This window comes from Sphingomonas sp. SphC10, assembly GCF_057004845.1.
This window is the reverse complement of sequence record NZ_CM168044.1, coordinates 1909847-1929444: the sequence shown is the minus strand read 5'-3', so window position 1 is coordinate 1929444 and position 19598 is coordinate 1909847. Positions and strand designations below refer to the sequence as shown.

General features: G+C 67.1%; 22 protein-coding genes. 15 read left to right on the top strand and 7 right to left on the bottom strand.

Translation table 11 applies throughout. The annotated features are described in order from the left end of the window. Window positions 1–65: 65 nt before the first annotated feature. Genes ccmE through ACWKSV_RS08670 form a run of 5 tightly spaced genes read left to right on the top strand, consistent with a single transcriptional unit; the run spans window position 66 to window position 3955 of the window. Window positions 66–500 carry a cytochrome c maturation protein CcmE gene (gene ccmE / locus ACWKSV_RS08690; protein WP_076717057.1) on the top strand — a complete coding sequence of 145 codons (435 nt, stop codon included), beginning with the start codon at window positions 66–68 and terminating at the stop codon, window positions 498–500. Next, on the top strand, window positions 497–2431 hold the full coding sequence (locus ACWKSV_RS08685; protein WP_076717055.1) for a heme lyase CcmF/NrfE family subunit: 1935 nt from the start codon (window positions 497–499) through the stop codon (window positions 2429–2431). The genes ccmE and ACWKSV_RS08685 overlap by 4 nt, the downstream gene beginning before the upstream one ends. Further along, on the top strand, window positions 2428–2955 hold the full coding sequence (locus ACWKSV_RS08680; protein ID WP_076717054.1) for a redoxin family protein: 528 nt from the start codon (window positions 2428–2430) through the stop codon (window positions 2953–2955). Before ACWKSV_RS08685 ends, ACWKSV_RS08680 begins: the two co-directional genes overlap by 4 nt. Next, window positions 2952–3329, top strand: a complete 378-nt coding sequence (locus ACWKSV_RS08675) for a cytochrome c-type biogenesis protein (RefSeq protein ID WP_056434315.1) — start codon at window positions 2952–2954, stop codon at window positions 3327–3329. The genes ACWKSV_RS08680 and ACWKSV_RS08675 overlap by 4 nt, the downstream gene beginning before the upstream one ends. Further along, entirely contained in the window at window positions 3293–3955 is a 663-nt protein-coding gene (locus ACWKSV_RS08670) for a tetratricopeptide repeat protein (protein WP_083706688.1), read from the top strand. Before ACWKSV_RS08675 ends, ACWKSV_RS08670 begins: the two co-directional genes overlap by 37 nt. 4 nt (window positions 3956–3959) lie before the next feature. Here ACWKSV_RS08670 and ACWKSV_RS08665 read toward each other — a convergent pair whose 3' ends face one another. Together ACWKSV_RS08665 and ald are read right to left on the bottom strand one after the other, a co-directional pair. Then, window positions 3960–4172, bottom strand: coding sequence for a DUF3072 domain-containing protein (locus tag ACWKSV_RS08665; RefSeq protein WP_042484874.1), 213 nt, complete (start codon window positions 4170–4172; stop codon window positions 3960–3962). Between the two features lie 378 nt (window positions 4173–4550). After that, the gene (gene ald / locus ACWKSV_RS08660) at window positions 4551–5657 is read right to left on the bottom strand and encodes an alanine dehydrogenase (protein ID WP_076717052.1); all 1107 of its coding nucleotides are present in this window, start codon (window positions 5655–5657) and stop codon (window positions 4551–4553) included. A gap of 129 nt (window positions 5658–5786) precedes the next feature. Here ald and ACWKSV_RS08655 point away from each other — a divergent pair, with 129 nt between their 5' ends. The 3 genes from ACWKSV_RS08655 (at window position 5787) to ACWKSV_RS08645 (ending at window position 9153) form a co-directional block, all read left to right on the top strand. Further along, window positions 5787–6230, top strand: a complete 444-nt coding sequence (locus tag ACWKSV_RS08655; RefSeq protein WP_076718331.1) for an Lrp/AsnC family transcriptional regulator — start codon at window positions 5787–5789, stop codon at window positions 6228–6230. Between the two features lie 88 nt (window positions 6231–6318). Further along, window positions 6319–7992 carry an amidohydrolase gene (locus tag ACWKSV_RS08650; protein WP_076717050.1) on the top strand — a complete coding sequence of 558 codons (1674 nt, stop codon included), beginning with the start codon at window positions 6319–6321 and terminating at the stop codon, window positions 7990–7992. A 99-nt stretch (window positions 7993–8091) separates the two neighbouring features. Then, window positions 8092–9153: a choice-of-anchor A family protein gene (locus tag ACWKSV_RS08645; RefSeq protein WP_076717049.1), complete on the top strand. Its 1062-nt coding sequence runs from the start codon at window positions 8092–8094 to the stop codon at window positions 9151–9153. Between the two features lie 87 nt (window positions 9154–9240). Here the strand turns inward: ACWKSV_RS08645 and ctrA are convergent, their stop codons facing one another. The 3 genes from ctrA to ACWKSV_RS08630 all read right to left on the bottom strand — a co-directional run bounded on the left by ctrA (window position 9241) and on the right by ACWKSV_RS08630 (window position 12057). Further along, a complete protein-coding gene (gene ctrA, locus ACWKSV_RS08640) occupies window positions 9241–9942 on the bottom strand; it encodes a response regulator transcription factor CtrA (RefSeq protein ID WP_042484892.1) in 702 nt (233 codons plus the stop codon). 100 nt (window positions 9943–10042) lie between these two features. After that, the gene (locus tag ACWKSV_RS08635; protein ID WP_076717047.1) at window positions 10043–11137 is read right to left on the bottom strand and encodes an AI-2E family transporter; all 1095 of its coding nucleotides are present in this window, start codon (window positions 11135–11137) and stop codon (window positions 10043–10045) included. Continuing rightward, on the bottom strand, window positions 11134–12057 hold the full coding sequence (locus ACWKSV_RS08630) for a LysR family transcriptional regulator (protein WP_076717046.1): 924 nt from the start codon (window positions 12055–12057) through the stop codon (window positions 11134–11136). Before ACWKSV_RS08630 ends, ACWKSV_RS08635 begins: the two co-directional genes overlap by 4 nt. Before the next feature lie 141 nt (window positions 12058–12198). On the opposite strand from ACWKSV_RS08630, the gene ACWKSV_RS08625 reads away from it, so the two are divergent. Together ACWKSV_RS08625 and wrbA are read left to right on the top strand one after the other, a co-directional pair. Then, window positions 12199–12921 (top strand): pirin family protein, encoded by a 723-nt coding sequence (locus ACWKSV_RS08625; protein WP_076718329.1) that lies wholly within the window; start codon window positions 12199–12201, stop codon window positions 12919–12921. A 29-nt stretch (window positions 12922–12950) separates the two neighbouring features. Next, the gene (wrbA, locus tag ACWKSV_RS08620) at window positions 12951–13553 is read left to right on the top strand and encodes an NAD(P)H:quinone oxidoreductase (RefSeq protein WP_076717044.1); all 603 of its coding nucleotides are present in this window, start codon (window positions 12951–12953) and stop codon (window positions 13551–13553) included. A gap of 155 nt (window positions 13554–13708) precedes the next feature. On the opposite strand, the gene ACWKSV_RS08615 is transcribed toward wrbA, so the two are convergent. Further along, the gene (locus ACWKSV_RS08615) at window positions 13709–14491 is read right to left on the bottom strand and encodes a M15 family metallopeptidase (RefSeq protein WP_076717043.1); all 783 of its coding nucleotides are present in this window, start codon (window positions 14489–14491) and stop codon (window positions 13709–13711) included. Window positions 14492–14540: 49 nt separating this feature from the next. Here ACWKSV_RS08615 and ACWKSV_RS08610 point away from each other — a divergent pair, with 49 nt between their 5' ends. Both ACWKSV_RS08610 and arfB read left to right on the top strand, forming a co-directional pair. Continuing rightward, complete coding sequence (locus ACWKSV_RS08610) at window positions 14541–15182, top strand: RluA family pseudouridine synthase (protein WP_076717041.1); 642 nt, start codon at window positions 14541–14543, stop codon at window positions 15180–15182. A gap of 11 nt (window positions 15183–15193) precedes the next feature. After that, a complete protein-coding gene (arfB, locus tag ACWKSV_RS08605) occupies window positions 15194–15619 on the top strand; it encodes an alternative ribosome rescue aminoacyl-tRNA hydrolase ArfB (RefSeq protein ID WP_042484906.1) in 426 nt (141 codons plus the stop codon). Between the two features lie 187 nt (window positions 15620–15806). Here the strand turns inward: arfB and ACWKSV_RS08600 are convergent, their stop codons facing one another. Next, on the bottom strand, window positions 15807–16184 hold the full coding sequence (locus tag ACWKSV_RS08600; protein ID WP_076718327.1) for a hypothetical protein: 378 nt from the start codon (window positions 16182–16184) through the stop codon (window positions 15807–15809). Between the two features lie 125 nt (window positions 16185–16309). Here ACWKSV_RS08600 and ACWKSV_RS08595 point away from each other — a divergent pair, with 125 nt between their 5' ends. The 3 genes from ACWKSV_RS08595 to ACWKSV_RS08585 all read left to right on the top strand — a co-directional run bounded on the left by ACWKSV_RS08595 (window position 16310) and on the right by ACWKSV_RS08585 (window position 19526). Continuing rightward, window positions 16310–17272 (top strand): ArsR/SmtB family transcription factor, encoded by a 963-nt coding sequence (locus ACWKSV_RS08595; protein WP_076717039.1) that lies wholly within the window; start codon window positions 16310–16312, stop codon window positions 17270–17272. Next, on the top strand, window positions 17269–18210 hold the full coding sequence (gene metF / locus ACWKSV_RS08590) for a methylenetetrahydrofolate reductase (RefSeq protein ID WP_076717037.1): 942 nt from the start codon (window positions 17269–17271) through the stop codon (window positions 18208–18210). The genes ACWKSV_RS08595 and metF overlap by 4 nt, the downstream gene beginning before the upstream one ends. Before the next feature lie 269 nt (window positions 18211–18479). After that, window positions 18480–19526 (top strand): homocysteine S-methyltransferase family protein, encoded by a 1047-nt coding sequence (locus tag ACWKSV_RS08585; RefSeq protein WP_076717035.1) that lies wholly within the window; start codon window positions 18480–18482, stop codon window positions 19524–19526. The last annotated feature ends 72 nt before the right edge of the window (window positions 19527–19598 follow it).

Sequence of the window (19598 nt, the reverse complement as noted above, 5' to 3'; positions counted from 1 at the left end):
GTCATGCTGGGGGGCGCGGGCGCGTTGACCCTCATCAGCTATCTGGCGATGAAGCGCGCCGAGAAATGACGCCCAAATCCCAACGTCTGACGCTGGCGCTGCTGGCGCTGGCCGCGATCGTCGCGGCGGTCCTGCTCGCCATGTCGGCGATGAAGGACCAGGCGGCGTTCTTCTACACGCCGTCCGATGCAAGAGCGCAGGGCCTGCCGCTGGGCAAGGCGGTGCGGCTGGGCGGAATGGTCGAGGCCGGATCGGTCCACCGCGCGCCCGACGGGGTGACGGTGCGCTTCGTCGTCACCGACGGCAAGGCGACGACACCCGTGACCTTTGCCGGGATCACCCCCGACCTGTTCCGCGAGAAATCGGGCGTGGTGGCCGAGGGGCAGTTCCAGCCCGATGGCCGCTTCGTCGCGACCAACCTGCTCGCCAAGCATGACGAGAAATATATGCCCCCCGAAATGGCGGGCAATATGCATGAGAGCCGGAGCCTGGAGCCGTGATCGCCGAAGCGGGCTTGGCCGCTCTGTGGTTCGCCGCGATGCTGGCGGGGTTGCAACTGCTGCTCGGCGTGCTCGCGCTCCGGCGCAGGGATGTGGCGGGCGAGCAGGCGATGGCGGCGATCGGGCCGGTCGCGATTCTACAGGGCGCGCTGGTCGCCATCGCCATGGGTGCGTTGATCGCGGTGTTCCTGAACACCGATCTGTCGGTCAAGCTGGTCGCCGAGAACAGCCATTCGGCCAAGCCCTGGATCTACAAATTCGCCGGAGCCTGGGGCAATCACGAAGGCTCGATGCTGCTCTGGGTCACGATCCTGGGCGCGGGCGGCGCGCTGGTCGCGTGGAAGGAGCGGACGCTCGACCGGGCGACCCATGTCGCGACGCTGGCCGCCCAGGGTGCGATCGCACTGGGCTTCTATGCCTTCCTGCTGTTTGCCTCCAACCCGTTCGCGCGGCTGAACCCCGCGCCGATCGAAGGGCAGGGGCTCAATCCATTGTTGCAGGACCCCGGTTTGGCCTTCCACCCGCCGACGCTTTACGCAGGCTATGTCGGGCTGTCGGTCGCCTTTTCCGTCGCGGTCGGTGCGCTGGTGACGGGGCAGGTCGGTCCGGCCTTTGCGCGCGCGATGCGGCCTTGGGTGCTGGGCGCCTGGGTGCTGCTGACCATCGGCATCACGGCGGGCTCCTATTGGGCCTATTATGAGCTGGGCTGGGGCGGCTGGTGGTTCTGGGACCCGGTCGAGAATGCCTCGCTGATGCCGTGGCTGGCGGCGACGGCGCTGCTCCATTCGGTCAATGTGCTGGCGGCGCGGGACGGCTTGCGGGCGTGGACCGTCATGCTGGCGGTGGTCGCTTTCTCCATGTCGATGATCGGCACCTTCCTGGTGCGGTCGGGCATTTTGACCAGCGTCCATGCCTTTGCCGTCGATCCCCGGCGCGGGGCGTTCATCCTGGCGCTACTGGGCATCTATATCGGTGGCGCGCTGGCGCTGTTCGGCGCGCGGATCGGGCAGGTGCGGGCGGGGCGAAGCTTCACCTTCGTCAGCCGCGAGGGCGGGCTGGTCGTCAACAACCTGCTGCTGTCGGTGATTCTCGGCATCGTGCTGATCGGCACGCTCTATCCGTTGGTCGCCGCCGGGTTCGGCGTGCGGCTGTCGGTCGGGCCGCCTTTCTTCCACGCCGCCGCGGGGCCGATCGCGCTGGCGCTGGTCGCGGTGATGGCGGTCGGGCCAGCCTTGCGCTGGCGCAGCGATGACGCGGAGGCGGTGCTGATCCGGATGCTGTGGCCGATGGTCGCGGCGGCGGGGACCTTTGCACTGATGCTGACCCTGACCGGCGGCATGGGCGTGTTGTCGCTGCTCGGCCTGTCCTTCGGCGTGGGGCTGATCGTCGCCAGCGTGCTGCCGGTCACCCGCCGCAACTGGCGGCGCACGCCCTTGCCCATCTGGGGCATGGTCGTCGCGCATGTCGGGCTGGGCGTCAGCATGATCGGCATGGCCTGCGACAGCGCCTTCACCGCCGAGCGGCTGGTCGCGCTCTATCCGGGGCAGGCGACCATCGTCGGCCCGTGGCGGGTGGAGCTGAACCGCATCTATCCCAATATCGGCGCGAACTGGTCGGCGCTGGAGGCGCGGCTGACCGCGACCCGCGAGGGGGACGGGGCCACCCTGCGTCCGCAGCAGCGCTTCTTCACCGATCCGCCCACCACGACCAGCGAGAGCGCCATCGCGACCCGCTGGGACGGGCAGCTTTATACCGTTCTGGGGCAGCAGGATGCCGCGACCGGCCGCTGGCAGTTGCGGCTGTGGTGGAAGCCGTTCGTGACCTTGATCTGGCTGGGCGGTGCGCTGATCGCCTTGGGCGGGGTGCTGGCGCTGGTCGGGCGGTGGTTCAAGGCATGGCAGCAACGACGGCGGGAGGCTCTGTGGGGATGAAGCGCGCGCTGATCTGGTTGCCGCTGGGGCTGTTCGGAGTGTTCTTCGCGGTGGTCGCGGCCGGGCTGATGCGCCCCGCCGACACGACGGTGCATTCGACGCTGGTCGACAAGCCGCTGCCGGTCTTCAAGCTGGAGCCGATGGTGCCGGGCAAGCCGGGCCTGGCCAGCGGCGACTTCAAGGGCGGCAAGCCGCGCCTGCTCAACGTCTTTGCCAGCTGGTGCATCCCCTGCATCGCCGAAGCGCCGCAGCTGATGGCGCTGAAGGCGCGCGGCGTGCCGATCGACGCCATCGCCATCCATGACAAGGGCCCCGCCATCGCCGCCTTCCTGCGCCGCAACGGCGACCCTTATGCCGCGATCGGCGATGACAGCCGCAGCCGTGTGCAGATGGCGCTCGGCTCGTCGGGCGTGCCGGAGACCTTCCTGATCGACGGGCGCGGGCGGATCGTGCGGCAATATATCGGCGACATCCGCGCCGATCAGGTCGACCAGATCATCCGCGACATGGCCGCCGCGCGATGAGCCTGTCGCTCGCCCTGTTGCTGGCGGTCGCCACGACCACGCCCGATTACGGTAACACCCAACTGCCCGACCGTCAGGCCGAGGCGCAGGCGCGGGCCCTGATGGGCGAGCTGCGCTGCGTCGTGTGCCAGGGCCAGTCGATCGCGGACAGCGATGCCGACATGGCCGCCGATATGCGCGCCCTGGTTCGCCAGCGGATCGCGCGCGGCGAAAGCCCGGAGGCGATCCGCGCCTGGCTGATTGAGCGGTACGGCGATTATGTCAGCTATGATCCGCCCTTGTCGGGTGCCACCGCGTTGCTCTGGGCGACGCCGATCCTGTTGCTGGCGGTCGGCGCATGGATCGCGCGATCCAGCTTTCGAAAGCGTCGCTGATGGGCTGGCTGATCCTGCTGCTGATCGCCGCCGGAGCCTTGGGCGCGGCGCTGTGGCTGCGTTTTCCGAGACCGCTCTGGACGATGCTCGGGGCGGCGCTGGCGCTGGGGGGCGTGGGCTATGCGTGGCAGGGGCGGCCGACCCTGGCGGCGAGCGCGCCCGCACCGCGCCCCGATGCGCTGCTCGACAATGACGCGATTTCCGAGCTGCGCGGGCAGCTGATCGGCCGTTATGGCGGCGAGGCGGCGATGTTCACCGCCGCCGATGCCCTGTCGCGCTCGGGCAACAAGCGCACGGCGGTGCAGATCATGCTGGGCGCGGTGGGCGGCGACCGGACCAGCGTTCCCTATTGGACCGAGCTGGGCAATGTCCTGTTCGCGCATGACGGTTATCAGATGTCGCCCGCCGCCCGCTTCGCCTTTCGTCGCGCGCGGACGCTGGGACCTCGCGATCCCGCGCCATTCTTCTTCGAGGGGCTGGCTTGGATGCGGGCGGGCGACTTCCGTAAGGCACGCGTGTTCTGGAACCGTGCCCTGGCGCTGTCGCCCGCCAATGCGCCCTATCGTCCGGCTATCGAGCAGCGGGTGATGCTGCTCGATCAGGCCATTCGGATGATGGGGGAATAGGGACTTACTGGCCCCGGCCGGTCTTTTCCTGAAGCGCGTCGATCCGCTTCGAGGCGTCGGCCTTGGTCAGCGTATCGTCGAACGGTTCGCCCGCCTCTTCGGACAGGGTCTTCAGATAACTGGCCTGTGCGCCGGTCATCTTTTCGTCGCCGGTGGTCCAGTCATCGGGGTCCTTCTCGGCGTTGGAGAAGGGTTCGGTCTTGGGGTTGTCTGTCATCGGATGATCCTTTCGGGGGGATCAACGGCGATGTTCCAGTTTTGTTTCTTTGTTTGGTTCGCGCGGAGGCGCGGAGGCGCAGAGAGGTTCGGGATGGGGTCGGCGGTGGGAGTCCGTTCCGCCGGAGGCTTTGCCACACCTTTGAGATGGCAGGCCAGCCTGGCGGCTGGATACGCCATCTCCGCGCCTCCGCGTCTCCGCGCGAACTCATTCGGGCCCTCGTGGCGTAGGGAAGGGCGTGCGCTTCGACCTCGCTCAGCGTGAACGGAGCGGTCGCTAGCCCCCAAGCCCGTTCAGCCTGAGCGAAGTCGAAGGCCACGGGCAGCCTTGCGGCCATGGCCCGGATCGACTTCGCTCAGTGCGAACGGCAGGAGCGGTTTAGCCTGCCCAGGCCTCGAACGGCAGGTCGAGCGCTTCGGCGACCGCCGCGTGGCGGATCTTGCCGCCCGAGACGTTCAGGCCATTCGCCAGATGCGCGTCGGCCTTCATCGCGGCCTCGGCGCCCATGTTCGCCAGCTTCACCGCGAAGGGCAGCGTCGCGTTGTTCAGCGCGAAGGTCGAGGTGCGGGCGACCGCGCCGGGCATGTTGGCGACGCAGTAATGGATGACGCCGTCGACCTCGAACACCGGGTCCTGGTGGGTGGTGGCATGGCTGGTCTCGAAGCAGCCGCCCTGGTCGATCGCGATGTCGACCATCACCGAGCCGCGCTTCATCGTCTTCAGCATGTCGCGGGTGACCAGCTTCGGCGCCGCCGCGCCGGGCACCAGTACCGCGCCGATGACGAGGTGCGCGTTCTTCACCGCTGCCGCGATCGCCGCCTTCGACGCATAGGCGGTCTTGATCTGGCTGGAGAAGAACATGTCCAGCTCGGCCAGACGATCGTTGTTGATGTCATAGATGGTGACGTCGGCGCGCAGGCCCACGGCCATCTGCGCCGCGTTCACGCCCGAGACGCCGCCGCCTAGGATCGCGACCTTGGCCGGTGCCACGCCCGGCACGCCGCCAAGCAGGATGCCACGGCCGCCCTGCTGCTTTTCGAGATAATGCGCGCCGACCTGCACCGCCATGCGGCCCGCGACTTCCGACATCGGCTTCAGGAGCGGCACGCCGCCGCGGGGGCTGGTGACGGTTTCATAGGCGATGCAGGTCGCGCCCGACTTCATCAGGCCCTCGGCCTGCGGCTTGTCGGCGGCGAGGTGGAGATAGGTGAACAGCACATGGTGCGGGCGCAGCATCGCGACCTCGACCGCCTGCGGCTCCTTGACCTTCACGATCATCTCGGCCTGCTCGAACACCTCGGCGGCGCTGGCAACGATGCGCGCGCCCGCGTCGACATAGTCCTGGTCCTCGAAATCGATGCCGGTGCCGGCCTTGGTCTCGACGATCACCTCGTGACCGGCGGCGACCAGCTCGGCGACCGATGGCGGGGTCAGGCCGACGCGATATTCGTGGTTCTTGATTTCCTTGGGAACACCGACGCGCATGATGAACTCTCCTGAAAAAGCGTTGCCCCGATAATAGCGCCGATGGGGTGGGAGAGGTGTGCAAAGCGGTCCCGTGGCATCGTATAATTTGGGATATTCGTGCGTCTTCGGCCTGTGTATCGGGATGAAATGTCCGACGCGATCGACCGCCGCATCCTGGCCCAGCTGGCCCGCGATTCCGACCTGACCAGCGCCGCGCTGGGCGAGAAGGTCGGCCTGTCCGCCAGTGCCGCGCATCGCCGCGTGGCGCAGCTTCGCGAAAGCGGGGTCATCGCCGGATATCGCGCGATCCTGAGCCATGAGGCGCGCGGGCGGCCCTCGATCGTGATGGTCAACGTCACGCTGAAGGACCAGCGGCAGGATACCATGGCGGCGTTCGAGCGCGAAATCCTGCGCTGTCCCGAGATCGTCGAATGCTTTCTGATGAGCGGCGAGGCGGACTATATGATCCAGGTCGAGGTCCGCCGCGACGACAGTTACGAGCGTATCCACCGCGAAACGCTGGCGCGCCTGCCGGGGGTGACGCGGCTGGCCTCGCACTTCGTGATTCGCGAGGTGGTGCGGCGGTCGTGAAGGATGGAGAAACTTCCTCCCCTCGCAGGGGAGGAATGATGACGGCCCCCGCTTCCCACCTTCGCCTTCACCCGATAGGGATCGGCCCATGGTAAAGCAGGCTTCCCCCTCCCGCATCCTCCGCGCCACGCTGACCGCGCTGGCGATCGCGCTGACCCCGGCTGCGGCCTTTGCCGATGCGCTGGTCGACAATGTCACGGGCCTGACGCTCGACAAGGACGGCAAGGTCGTGCGCTTCACCGGCCTGTTGCTGACCCCGGACGGCAAGGTCGTGAAGCTGCTGGGCGCCAAGGACAAGCGCCCCGAAAAACTCGACTGGCGGGCGGACATGAAGGGGCGGGTGATGCTGCCCGGCTTCGTCGATTCGCATGGGCATGTCATGGCGCTGGGCTTCCGTCAGATCGAGCTGGACCTGGCGACCACCAAGTCGCTGGACGAGGCGAAGGCGCGGATCGCCGCCTATGTCGCCGCCAACCCTGAGCGGAAATGGATATTGGGCGGCGGCTGGAACCAGGAAAGCTGGGCCTTGGGTCGCTTCCCCACCGCCGCCGATATGGACACCGCCGTCGCCGACCGTCCGGTAGTCATGGAGCGCGCCGATGGCCATGCGCTCTGGGCCAACAGCGCGGCGATGAAGGCGGCGGGGATCACCGCCAAGACCGTCTCGCCCGCTGGCGGCCGGATCGAGAAGGTCGGCGGCCAGCCCTCCGGCGTGTTCGTCGATGCCGCCATGGCGTTGATCCAGAAGGCCATTCCGCAGCCGCTGGCCAAGGATCGAAACGCCGCCTTCCTGAAGGCGCAGAACGACTTGCTGAGCCACGGCATCACCGCGACCGCCGATATGGGCACGACGCTGGACGAGTGGATGACCTATCGCCGGATGGGCGATGCCGGAAACCTGCGCGTGCGGATCATGAGCTATGGCGGCGGCGTCGACGATACGGTGCGGATCGGCGGCACCGGGCCGACGCCCTGGCTGTACAACAACAGGCTTCGGCTGGTCGGCGTGAAGCTGTACGGCGACGGCGCACTGGGTTCGCGCGGCGCGTGGCTGAAGCAGCCCTATGCCGATGCGCCGGGCCAGACCGGGCTGGGATTCATGTCGGATGACGTGATCCGCAACTTGATGAGCCGCGCGGCGATGGACAAGTATCAGATCGCCGTCCACGCGATCGGCGACCGCACCAATGCGCAGGTGCTCGACGCGATCGACGAACTGGCCGAGACCTATAAGGGCGATCGGCGCTGGCGGATCGAACATGCGCAGATCGTCGATCCGGCGGACCTGCCGCGCTTCGGCAAGCATGGCATCGTCGCCTCGATGCAGCCGGTGCACGAAACCAGCGACCGCCAGATGGCCGAGGCGCGGCTGGGCCCGGCGCGGCTGACGGGCGCCTATGCCTGGAACACCATGCTGAAGAACGGCGCGACCCTGGTGTTCGGTTCGGACTATCCGGTCGAGCGGCCCGACCCCTTTGCGGGCTGGGCGGCGGCGATCACCCGGCAAGGCCCGGACGGCCAGCCCTATGGCGGGTGGCAGCCGCAGGAGATCGTCGGGCGCGAGGCGGCATGGCGCGCCTTCACCATGGACGGCGCCTATGCCGGGTTTGCCGAAGACCTGTTCGGGCGACTGGGGCAGGGGCAGCAGGCGGACTTCATCATCGTCGACCGCAACCCGCTGGACATCAACCCCAGCGAATTGCGCGCCACCCAGGTCGAGGAAACCTGGATCGGCGGGCAGAAGGTGTGGGAGCGCCGCTGACGCAAGTGTCCAGATCGGCCGTAAAAACCCTCCGAATCGGATGACCCGGCGGCCGAGAAGCTAATAATTTGGCAGGACTTGCCCCCGTAATCTGGGAACATGAATAACCGTCTCCTCGCCATCGGCCTGATCGCGGCCGCCATCCCTTCGCTGGCCGTCGCGTCGCCCGTGGTCGGCATAGATGCTCTCAAGGAATGGAACCTCATCGTGCTGGGGGACCTGACCTCCAGTTCGGAGGTGGAGGGGCGGACCTTTGTCGGCGGTAATCTGAGCGGCAACTCATCCAATTACCAGATCGCCTCGGTGCCCAGTTCGACCTATGCGGTGCCCGGCCTGACCGTGGTTGGGAATGTCTTGGGCGGCACGAAGAACCTCAACAACGGTTCGGGCGCACTGATCGGCGGCAACGTGGCGAGCGGGTTCAACTTGAACGGTGGGATCCAGACGGTGAAGGTCGGCGGTCTGCTGTCCAACACCAACATCAATCAGAATATCGTCCTGTCGGGTCTGGGCGTGAGCGATCCCGGCTTCGTCACGGGGCTGAACCAGCAAAAGTCGCTGCTGACCAGCAGCATGACCGACCTGTCGAACAGCTATGCCGCCCTGTCCGCCACGGCGCAGGTATCGATCAGCGGCAACCGCGCGACGTTCAACATCGTGGCGGGGGCGAATGGCGTCGGCGTGTTCAACCTGAACGCGGCCGACCTGACGCGGTTCGGCGAGATCGCATTCAATCCGAACGGTGCCGATACGGTCATCGTCAATGTGCATGGCAGCACGGTGCGGCTGGATGACAATTTCCTGAACGGCGCGACCGGCCTGGGTCAGCATGTCATCTGGAACTTCCCCGACGCGACCAGCCTGGAATTGACCACTGCCTGGAAGGGATCGATCCTCGCGCCCAAGGCGGCGGCGACCACCGGCAATTATATCGAGGGCTCGGCCGTGTTCGGCAGCCTGATCCAGAATGGCGAGTTCCATTTGGGGACCTATATCGGCACCTATGTGCCGGGCACGTCCAATCCGCCGAGCAGTTCGGGCGGGACCGGGAGCAGCGGAGGAAGCCCGGCGCCGGTGCCGGAACCGGCCAGCATGGTGTTGATGGCCGGGGGATTGGCGTTGCTCGTCCTGGCGCTTCGGCGGCGGCGAGCCCCAGTCTGATGGGGTAGGGAGGGACGTGGGAAACCCCCATAAAAAGGCCGGTCCGCGCCTCCCGCGAACCGGCCTTCTTCATAACGGACAGGAAGATCAGGCGACCTCCGCCTGCTCCACATCGTCGGGCTCGCGCAGCACATAGCCGCGGCCCCACACCGTCTCGATATAATTCTCGCCGTCGCAGGCCAGGCTGAGCTTCTTGCGCAGCTTGCAGATGAAGACGTCGATGATCTTCAGCTCCGGCTCGTCCATCCCGCCATAAAGGTGGTTCAGGAACATTTCCTTAGTCAGCGTAGTGCCCTTGCGGAGCGAGAGCAGCTCCAGCATCGCATATTCCTTGCCGGTCAGGTGGACGCGGGCATTGTCGACCTCGACCGTCTTGGCGTCGAGATTGACGGCCAGCTTGCCGGTGCGGATGATCGACTGCGAATGGCCCTTGGACCGGCGGACCACGGCGTGGATGCGCGCGATCAGTTCTTCGCGGTGGAAGGGCTTGGTGACGTAATCATCGGCGCCGAAGCCGAAGCTGCGCACCTTCGAATCCATCTCGTTGATGCCCGACAGGATCAGCACCGGCGTCGAGACGCGCGCGACGCGCAGACGCTTCAGCACGTCATAGCCGTGCATGTCGGGCAGGTTCAGGTCGAGCAGGATGATGTCGTAATCATACAGCTTGCCGAGATCGAGGCCTTCCTCGCCCAGGTCGGTCGTATAGACGTTGAAACCTTCGCTGCCGAGCATCAGCTCGATCGCCTTGGCGGTCGTCGGTTCGTCTTCGATCAGCAATACGCGCATCGACAGTCCCCATTTGCGAGTGATCGCCCCCCTTGCCCCGGCGACCTGACGCTCCAATCATTAACCAACGTGGATGTGAACGTAAAAGGTTAATTCGTCCCTAACCTGCATTATCATTATCTTGTCTCACCCGGGCTCCGGGGCCAAGCAGGCTGTGATGCTCGACGGCCGGAATATTCTCGCCCAGAACTTCGCGCAGATACAGGCTGCGGATCAGCGTGAAGGCGACGATCAGCAGCGCGGCGGAAAAGAACAGCCCGAACAGCCCGAAAATTGTACCGATGCCGATGATCGCGAACAGGGTGACGGCGGGCGGGATCGCGACGACTCGGCTGGTGACGAAGGGGGTGATCGCGTTGGTCTGGACCAGCCGGACGACCGCAAAGGTGATGAGCGTGCCGATGATCGCGCCGTTGCCGCCCTGCGCCGCCAGCCCCAGGGCGGGCAGCATCGCGGCGATCGGCCCGACATAGGGGACGAACTCGCTGAGCCCCGTCAACAGCCCCAGCGCGGCAGCCGAGGGCACGCCCGCAATCGCCAGGCCGACGCCTACCAGTACGCCCATCGTCGTCATCTGGATCAGCTGCGCACGCAACCACAGCCGCAGGGTCGATCCGGTATCGAACAGCGCATCCTCCATGGCGGGGCGCATCGAACGGGGAATCAGCAGCAGGAAACCGCGCTCATAGATTTTCGGATCGGCGGCGAAGAACAGCGCGCCGACCAGCAGCAACAGGCAGTTGAGCACGAACTCGCCCGCCCCGGAAACGAGGCCGCCGATGTCGCGCGCTACGCGGCTGCCCGCAAAGGCGGCACGCACCGCGTCGACCACCTTGGCCCCGACCGGCGATTGCGACGCCCAGGCGGCAAGCTGGTCGATCAGCAGCGGCAATTGCGTGACCAGCGTGTTCAACTGCTGGCGAAAGGCGACGCCGAACAGCCAGGCGAGGAAACCCAGCACCGCCAGCACCGTCGCGATCGACAGGGTCAGCGAACGCTTGGGTCCGATTGGCAGGTGATCGGCATAGAGGTCGGCAATGGCATGGATGACGATCGCGCCCAGGATCGACCCGAAGGCCAGGATCAACAGGTCGCCCGCGCGGAACAGCGCGGCGGTCACCGCCAGGATCAGCAGGGTCAGGACGATGCGGCGGATGAAGCGCGCATCGCCTTCGTCGGGGCGAAGCCGGTTCATCGCAGACTCTCCGTGCTTTGCGCGGCGATGCACGGATCGCGCACCCGGTCGGCCAGCCAGGCGATCAGCGCCTCGACCCGCGCGGGGCGCAAGGGGCTGGGCGGGGTGAGCAGGTGGAGCCCGATCGGCGGCGGCGTCCACTCCTCCAGGATCGCGACCGCACGGCCCGAGGCCAGATGCGGTCCGATGATGAAGCCCGGCAGTCGCGCGATGCCCAGCCCCGCCAGGACGGCGGGCACCAGTGCATCGCCGCTATTGGCGGTCAGCGGTCCCTGCGGCCGCACCGACACTTCCGCGCCGCCGGGATGGCGGAAACGCCAGGGGCCGGTGATATTGGCATAGCCCAGCAGCCGGTGCTCGCCGAGTTCATTGGGATGGCTGGGTGTGCCATGCTCGGCCAGATAGGCGGGCGAAGCGATGACATGGGTGGAAATCCCGCAGAGCCGCCGCGCGCGTAGCGAGCTGTCGGGCAGGTCGGCGATGCGTAGCGCGATGTCATAGCCTTCGGCGACGATATCGACCCGCGCGTCGGACAGGCTGAGTTCGATTTCGATGCCGGGATGCGCGGCTAGGAAGTCGGCGATGACGGGCGCGATATTGGTGACGCCGAACGACATGGGTGCGGCCAGCCGGATGCGGCCTGCGGGCGCGCTGGCGGCGTCGCGTGCGGCTTCCTCGGCGGCGCGGGCTTCGGCCAGGATGCGCGCGGCATGCTCGGCGAGCGGCTTTCCCGCCTCGGTCAGGGCCAGGCGGCGCGAGGTGCGGTGGAACAGCGACTGGTTGAGTTGCGCCTCCAGCCGGGTGATCGCCTTGGACACGGTGGCCTTGGACAGGCCGATCGCATCGGCGGCGGCGCTGAACGATCGATGCTCGACCACGGCGGCGAAAATCGCCCAGGCTTCCAGATCCGGCAGACGCATCGACACCCCTCATGCCTCTCGCGCGACCCGGCAATGGCTCGGCTTCGCGCTACAATGAACGTGGAAACGATCGGTTTCCAGCGTTTCCGTTTACGCGATCATAATCGGCCCTATCTTGTGGGCAACCAAGGGAGAAATTCCATGACTGCCATTACCGCCGAAAAGGCCATCGACCGCCGCAGCTTCGAAAGCCTGGGCCATGCGAACCATGGCTGGCTGGACGCCCGGCACCATTTCTCGTTCGCCAATTACTATGATCCCGCCCGCATGGGCTGGGGCGCGATCCGGGTGTGGAACGACGACGTCATCGCGCCGAATGCGGGCTTTCCGCCGCATCCCCATGCCGACATGGAGATCATCACCTATGTCCGCACGGGTGCGATCACGCATCAGGACTCGATGGGCAATGTCGGCCGCACCGCGGCGGGCGACGTGCAGGTGATGAGCGCAGGCTCGGGCGTGCGCCATGCCGAATATAATCTCGAGGCCGAGCCGACGACGCTGTTCCAGATCTGGATCGAGCCGCGCAGCCGGGGCGGCCAGCCGAGCTGGGGCGCCAAGCCGTTCCCGAAGGGCGAGCGTTCGGGCAAGTTCGTGACGCTGGCCAGCGGGTACGACGAGGATGGCGATACGCTGCGCATTCGGGCCGACGCCCGCGTGCTGGGCGCGACGCTGCGCGCCGGGGAGAGCCTGGAGCACAGCGTGGGCGAGGGGCGTCACGCCTATCTCGTGCCCGCCACCGGGCGGATCGAAATCGACGGTGTGCCGTTCGCGGCTCGGGACGGTGCGGCCCTTTTGGGTGGCCGGACCGTGACGATCACCGCGATCGAGGATGCCGAGATCGTTCTGGTCGATTCGGAATAAGTTCGTTTTTTTCGAAGGGAGTTACTGACATGGCCAAGGTTCTGGTGCTTTATTATTCGTCTTACGGCCATATCGAGCAGATGGCCGACGCCGTCGCCGAGGGCGCGCGTGCCGGTGGTGCCGAGGTGGACATCCGCCGCGTCGCCGAAACCGCGCCCGCCGAGGTGGTCGCCGCCGCGCACTTCAAGACCGACACCGCGCATCCCGAGATCGAGGGCCCCGACGCGCTGACCCAGTATGACGCGATCATCGTCGGCACCCCGACCCGCTATGGCCGGATGGCGAGCCAGATGGCGGCCTTCTGGGACACCACCGGTGGCGTCTGGATGAAGGGGGGTCTGGTCGGCAAGGTCGGCGGTGCCTTCACCTCGACCGCCAGCCAGCATGGCGGGCAGGAAACCACCCTGTTCTCGGTCCTGACCAACCTGATCCATCACGGCATGACCATCGTCGGGCTGGATTACGGCTTCCAGGGCCAGATGGGCGTCAAGGAAGTGCATGGCGGTACGCCCTATGGCGCATCGACGCTGGCCGATGGCGACGGCAGCCGCCAGCCGAGCCAGGTCGATCTGGACGGGGCACGCTATCAGGGCAAGCGCATCGCCGAGACGGCCGCCAAGCTGTTCGGATGATCGGAGGACGGGGGTGCCGATGGGCGCCCCCGTTTTTCCTATTTGATTAGCGTCGGGCGTGGCCTTCGACTTCGCTCAGGCTGAACGGCGTTTGGGGATTGGAATCGCACCCAACAACCGTTCAGCCTGAGCGAAGTCGAAGGCCAAGGGAAACCCTATCGCCGCCGCCCCTTCTTCCTCACCGGCGCAGGGGGCGCTGCTACCGGAACCATCGGCACCGGCGGCTGGCTTTTCACCACGACCTTCAACGGATCGCGTATCCCCGGATCGGCCGGAAACTGCGCGCGCGCTTTGGCGAAGACCGCCCGCGCCTGCACCGCCCCCGGCTCACCGGGACTGGTCCCGACCCAGCGCCAATGCCACGGCTCCCACTTCACCCGCTGCCTGTTGCCCGCCGGAAAGCTCATCTCGAAGCCGAAGCGCCGCGCATTGGCGATCAGCCAGCGCGCCGCCGGAGACGCGGCCATGCACGCCTCTGCATCGGGGCAGCCACGGGCTGGCCGCACCGCGAAGTCGATCGCATAGCCGGTCGCATGTTCGCTATAACCCGCCGGTGCGACCGAGATGGCGCGCTCGGCGGCGGACACGCTGCGGTCGCGGCAGAAGACGTTGCGCTGGCGGGCGACCTCGCGGTGGCAGGACAGGCCGCGCAATTCGCCGCCGACCGCCGGATCGGCCCTGGCCGCATCGAGCAGCCGTTGCAGGTCCGCCAGCATCGCACGGTGGACCTTGCAATAGGGCTTCAGCCCGAACCCGGCGGGGGCGGGCACGATGTCCTGTGCCGATGCGTCGCCATAGGGGAAATGCCCCGCAACCCGCCCGTCAGGTCCCGGCGGCGGCAGCGTGCCGTCGCAGGATTGCGCCTGCACCGCGACGGGCAGCGCGGCGAAGATCAGCAGCGCCAGAAAACGCAGGAGAGCGGCAGGAGCGGTCGGCATGACGCGCGCGGCTCTGGCATGTCGGCGCGCACGGTGGCAAGGGAGCGCGATGCACGGAGATCGCGTTCTTTTCATCGACGGCGAAGCGCTGGTAATCGACAAACCGGCGGGCTTGCCCGTGGATCGGCCCCGCAACGGGTCGATCAGCCTCGAAAACCATCTGGAATCGCTGAAGTTCGGCTTCAAGCGCTGGCCCCATGCGGTCCATCGGCTGGACCGTGACACCAGCGGCTGCCTGCTCCTGTCGCGCAACCCCAAGGCCCATGCCCGTTTCCAACAGGCGTTTGAGGGCGGGCTGGTCGAGAAGCGCTACCTCGCGGTGCTGAACGGCCTGGTCGAGGGGGAAGGGATGATCGACCTTCCGCTCGCCAAGGTGTCGACCATGGAAGAAGGCTGGCGGATGGTCGGCGACCCGTCGGGCAAGTCCGCGCGGACCGGCTGGCGCGCGCTGCGTCATGAGGATGGCCGCACGCTGGTCGAGTTCCGGCCCGAGACCGGTCGCACGCACCAGATTCGCGTCCATGCCGCCACCGGCCTGGGTGCTCCGGTCGTCGGCGATCCGGTCTATGGCGCGGGCGAGCCGGGGGGCATGCTGCTCCACGCCGCCAGCCTGACCGTGCCGCGCGGCGAGAAGGATCCGATCATCGCCGAGGCGCCGGTCCCGGAACGCTTCGGCATCTTCCAGAACTAGGCGGACATGCGATGGCGCTGATCCCCGTCACCCGCGCCATCGCGATCGACGAGCGCGAGATCGCCGAGAGCTTCACCCGCGCCTCCGGGCCGGGCGGGCAGCATGTCAACACGACCGACAGTGCGGTGCTGCTGCGTTTCGACGTGGGCGGCTCGCCCAGCCTGCCCGAGGCGGTGAAGATGCGCCTTGCGGTGCTGGCCGGACAGCGGCTGAGCAAGGACGGCGTGCTGACCCTGCGCGCCGATGCCAGCCGCTCGCAGGAAATGAACCGGCGCGAGGTGCGCGAACGGCTGATCGAGCTGATCCGCGAGGCGACGATCGTGCCGAAGAAGCGGCGACCGACCAAGCCGACGCGGGCGTCGCAGACGCGGCGGGTGGATGCCAAGAAGGGGCGGGCCCAGGTGAAGGCGGGGCGGGGGAAGGTCCGGTTCGACTGACCTTTGGGGGCGTTTGGGCGTGGCCTTCGACTACGCTCAGGCTGAACGGAGGTTGGGATATGGGGCCAAAAGATCCTCAATCCGTTCAGCCTGAGCGAAGTCGAAGGCCAAGGGAAAACCGAGCGCCAACAAAAAACGGGTCGACGATCCTCGCCGACCCGCTTCCATACCCCGAAGGATAAAGCCCTTAGCGGCGGACGTCCTCGCCCGCACGGACCAGCGCGTTGCCGGTCGCCTGGCGGGCATTGGCCGCACCGTTCTCGATCTTGTCGCCGGCGCGGTCCAGGCCACGGTCGATATTGTCACCCGCACGATCGGCCTGCGCGGCGGCGCGGTCTCCGGCGCGGTCCAGCTTGTCGCCCGCCTTGTCCATGGCGTTCTCGGCCGAGTTCAGCGCCTTGGCGGTCGCGGCCTCGACATCGTCGGACGCGTTCTGCGTCGTCGCCTTGACGTCCGAACCGATCGCGTCGGCGGCCTGCTTGGTCTGCTGCTGGCTGTTTTCGCTGCACGCGGCCAGCGAGATCGCGGCGGCACCGGTCAGGGCGAGGATAAGGGCCTTCTTCATGGCAAACACTCCCGTTTCGAACATATGATCGGCGTGCCAACGCAGATCAACCGTTTCGGGTCCGAGCTGTTCTTCATGAATTCGCTCCGTTGACCGCATATAAAGATATCTTTATATCGTGATCCATGGCCAACGCGCTCGAAATCTTTCGCGCCCTCAGCGATCCGACGCGGCTGCGCATCCTGGCGCTGCTCCGCTCGATGGAGCTGTCGGTGGGCGAACTGGCGCAGGTGCTGGGCCAGAGCCAGCCGCGCGTCAGCCGCCATGTGAAGATCCTGGTCGATGCCGAACTGGCCGAGCGGCGCAAGGAAGGCAGTTGGGTCTTCGTGGCGCTGGGCGACCGGGAGGCGGTGGAGCCGATGACCGCGGCGCTCGATCGCTGGACGGCGGAGACGCCCGACCCCTGGATGGTGGCGGACATTGCGCGACTGGCAGCGGTGCGCGCCGACCGGGCGGCGAGTGCGGCGGCCTGGTTCGAGGATCATGCGGGCGAGTGGGACGCGATCCGTTCGCTCCATGTCGCGGACAGCGAGATCGAGGAGGCGATGGCGGGCCTGATCGGCCAGGGCGATCTGGGCGCGCTGATCGACATCGGCACCGGCACCGGGCGGATGCTCGAGCTGTTCGGCGACCGGGCCGAGAGCGCGCTGGGCATCGACCGCTCGTCGGAGATGCTGCGGCTGGCCCGCGCCAAGCTGCACGGCCGCGCCAATACCGAGCTGCGGCAGGCGGACCTTTATGCGCTCCCCATGGGCGACGGCGCGGCGGACATCGCGATCCTGCACCATGTCCTGCACTTCGCCCAGCAGCCCGGCGCGGCGATTGCCGAGGCGGCGCGGGTGCTGGGGCCGGGCGGGCGGTTGCTGATCGCCGACTTCGCGCCGCACGACCGCGAGGAATTGCGGCAAAAGGCGGCGCATAGCCGCCTGGGCTTTGCCGACGAACAGATGGCCAGCTGGTTCGGCCCCGCCGGGCTGACACTGGCCGAGACGAGGACGCTGGAGGGCGGCGAACTGACCGTCAAGCTCTGGCTGGGTGTGAAGAAGGGGCTTCGGCCCGTCGAGACGAATAGGGTGAAGGCGGCATGACGAACACGATCCTGACCCAGGCCGAAGCGGCGCTGGCGCATGACGAACCGCTGTTCGCCGATGTCGGCGGCGATATTGCGGTCAGCTTCGAATTCTTCCCGCCCAAGACGGAGAAGATGGATGCGCAGCTCTGGGACGCGATCCGCACGCTGGAGCCGCTGGACCCGCGCTTCGTCTCGGTGACCTATGGTGCGGGCGGCTCGACCCGCGAACGTACCCATGCGACCGTCGCGCGCATCCAGCGCGAGACGACGATGGACGCCGCCGCGCACCTGACCTGTGTCGAGGCAACCCGCGAGGAGATCGATCAGGTCGCGCAGGAATATTGGGCGGCGGGCGTGCGGCATATCGTGGCGCTGCGCGGCGATCCGCCCGCCGAGGGGGCGCGTTTCGTCAGCCATCCGGGTGGCTATGAGAATGCGGCCGATCTGGTCGCGGGCCTCAAGAAGCTGCACCCGTTCGAGATTTCGGTCGCGGCTTATCCCGAATGCCATCCGGACTCGGTGGACAAGCAGGCCGATATCGACAATCTGAAGCGCAAGATCGATGCGGGCGCGACCCGCGCGATCACGCAATTCTTCTTCTCGCCCGAGGCCTATTTCCGCTTCCGCGATGCGGCGGCGGCGGCGGGGATCACGGCCGAGATCGTGCCGGGCATCCTGCCGGTGTCGAACGTGGCCCAGACCCGCAAGTTCGCCGCCATGTGCGGGGCGTGCATTCCCGACTGGATGGACCGGCTGTTCGAAGGGCTGGACGACCATCCCGGCGCGCGCCAGCTGGTCGCCGCGACCATCTCGGCCGAGATGTGCCGCCGCCTCTATGCGGGCGGGGTGAAGGGGTTCCACTTCTATACCTTGAACCGCGCCGAACTCGCCTATGCGATCAGCCATTTGCTGGGCGTGCGGGGGAAGAAGGCCGAGGCGGTCGCGGCGGCGTGACGATTAGCCCCCTCCCGCAGGCGGGAGGGGGTTGGGGGAGGGGCGTTCGGCAAGCTGCGTCGCATGCGGCTTCGCCCTCCCCCGGCCCCTCCCGCCTGCGGGAGGGGAGAGATGAATTCGAGGGTCGGGGTCTGCGACAGCGCATAACCCACGATCCAGGCACGCCCCTCCCGCAGGCGGGAGGGGATGGGGGAGGGAAGGCCACGGGCAAACCGCCCGAGGCTCACCACCCGGATGAAAAGAACGCTCGCCAGAGCAGGAGCAAGACGATGACGACCCGCGACACCTTCCTGGCCGAAGCCGCCAAGCGCATCCTGATCACCGACGGCGCGTTCGGTACGGAAATCCAGAACTGGAAGCTGGACGAGGCGGCCTATGCGGGCACGCTGGGCCTGACCCATGACCAGAAGGGCAATAACGACATCCTGGCGTTGACCAAGCCGGAGGTGCCCGAGGCGATCCACCGCGCCTATTTCGAGGCGGGGGCGGATATCGCCGAGACCAATACCTTCTCCGCCAACCGGATCAGCCAGGCCGATTACGGCGCCGAACATCTGGTGCGCGAGATCAATGTCGAGAGCGCGAAGCTCGCTCGCCGTCTGGCCGACGAATATCACGTCAGGGATGGCCGCCCCCGCTTCGTCGCGGGCGCGATCGGGCCGACCAACAAGACGTTGTCGCTGTCGCCGGACGTCAACGATCCGGGTTATCGCGAGATCGACTTCGATTACCTCAAGGACGTCTACCGCGAACAGATCGATGCGCTGGTCGAGGGCGGGGCGGACTTCATCCTGATCGAGACGGTGTTCGATACGCTGAACGCCAAGGCCGGGATCATGGCGGTGATCGAGGCGGGCGAGGCGCTGGGCCGCGAGATTCCGATCATGCTGTCGATGACGCTGACCGATCTGTCGGGCCGCAACCTGTCGGGCCATACGGTCGAGGCCTTCTGGCACGCGGTTCGCCATGCCCGGCCGGTGACGATCGGGCTGAACTGCTCGTTCGGCGCGGAGCAGCTGCGCCCGCATGTGAAGACGCTGAGCGAAATCTGCGACACGCTGATCATGATCTACCCCAATGCCGGGCTGCCCAACGAACTGGGCGCCTATGACGAAGCGCCCGTCACCACCGCCGGACTGGTCGGCGAATGGGCGGTCGAGGGGCAGGTCAATGTGCTGGGCGGCTGCTGCGGCTCGACGCCTGCGCATATCAAGGCGATCGCCGACAAGGTGCGCGGCATGAAGCCCCGCACCATCCCGACCCCGCCGGTCGTCACCCGCCTGGCGGGGCTGGAGCCGTTCACCATGGCGGCATGACCATGAAATTCCTCCCCTGTAAGGGGAGGGGGACCAGCGAAGCTGGTGGAGGGGTGTCCCCCCTCTCGATAG

Bases quoted from the DNA above. Each gene is read 5' to 3' on its own strand.
- ccmE (WP_076717057.1), top strand. From the start codon at position 66: ATGACGCCCAAATCCCAACGTCTGACGCTGGCGCTGCTGGCGCTGGCC.
- ACWKSV_RS08680 (WP_076717054.1), top strand. From the start codon at position 2,428: ATGAAGCGCGCGCTGATCTGGTTGCCGCTGGGGCTGTTCGGAGTGTTC.
- ACWKSV_RS08675 (WP_056434315.1), top strand. From the start codon at position 2,952: ATGAGCCTGTCGCTCGCCCTGTTGCTGGCGGTCGCCACGACCACGCCC.
- ACWKSV_RS08670 (WP_083706688.1), top strand. From the start codon at position 3,293: ATGGATCGCGCGATCCAGCTTTCGAAAGCGTCGCTGATGGGCTGGCTG.
- ACWKSV_RS08665 (WP_042484874.1), bottom strand. From the start codon at position 4,172: ATGACAGACAACCCCAAGACCGAACCCTTCTCCAACGCCGAGAAGGAC.
- ald (WP_076717052.1), bottom strand. From the start codon at position 5,657: ATGCGCGTCGGTGTTCCCAAGGAAATCAAGAACCACGAATATCGCGTC.
- ACWKSV_RS08655 (WP_076718331.1), top strand. From the start codon at position 5,787: ATGTCCGACGCGATCGACCGCCGCATCCTGGCCCAGCTGGCCCGCGAT.
- ACWKSV_RS08650 (WP_076717050.1), top strand. From the start codon at position 6,319: ATGGTAAAGCAGGCTTCCCCCTCCCGCATCCTCCGCGCCACGCTGACC.
- ACWKSV_RS08645 (WP_076717049.1), top strand. From the start codon at position 8,092: ATGAATAACCGTCTCCTCGCCATCGGCCTGATCGCGGCCGCCATCCCT.
- ctrA (WP_042484892.1), bottom strand. From the start codon at position 9,942: ATGCGCGTATTGCTGATCGAAGACGAACCGACGACCGCCAAGGCGATC.
- ACWKSV_RS08635 (WP_076717047.1), bottom strand. From the start codon at position 11,137: ATGAACCGGCTTCGCCCCGACGAAGGCGATGCGCGCTTCATCCGCCGC.
- ACWKSV_RS08630 (WP_076717046.1), bottom strand. From the start codon at position 12,057: ATGCGTCTGCCGGATCTGGAAGCCTGGGCGATTTTCGCCGCCGTGGTC.
- ACWKSV_RS08625 (WP_076718329.1), top strand. From the start codon at position 12,199: ATGACTGCCATTACCGCCGAAAAGGCCATCGACCGCCGCAGCTTCGAA.
- wrbA (WP_076717044.1), top strand. From the start codon at position 12,951: ATGGCCAAGGTTCTGGTGCTTTATTATTCGTCTTACGGCCATATCGAG.
- ACWKSV_RS08615 (WP_076717043.1), bottom strand. From the start codon at position 14,491: ATGCCGACCGCTCCTGCCGCTCTCCTGCGTTTTCTGGCGCTGCTGATC.
- ACWKSV_RS08610 (WP_076717041.1), top strand. From the start codon at position 14,541: ATGCACGGAGATCGCGTTCTTTTCATCGACGGCGAAGCGCTGGTAATC.
- arfB (WP_042484906.1), top strand. From the start codon at position 15,194: ATGGCGCTGATCCCCGTCACCCGCGCCATCGCGATCGACGAGCGCGAG.
- ACWKSV_RS08600 (WP_076718327.1), bottom strand. From the start codon at position 16,184: ATGAAGAAGGCCCTTATCCTCGCCCTGACCGGTGCCGCCGCGATCTCG.
- ACWKSV_RS08595 (WP_076717039.1), top strand. From the start codon at position 16,310: ATGGCCAACGCGCTCGAAATCTTTCGCGCCCTCAGCGATCCGACGCGG.
- metF (WP_076717037.1), top strand. From the start codon at position 17,269: ATGACGAACACGATCCTGACCCAGGCCGAAGCGGCGCTGGCGCATGAC.
- ACWKSV_RS08585 (WP_076717035.1), top strand. From the start codon at position 18,480: ATGACGACCCGCGACACCTTCCTGGCCGAAGCCGCCAAGCGCATCCTG.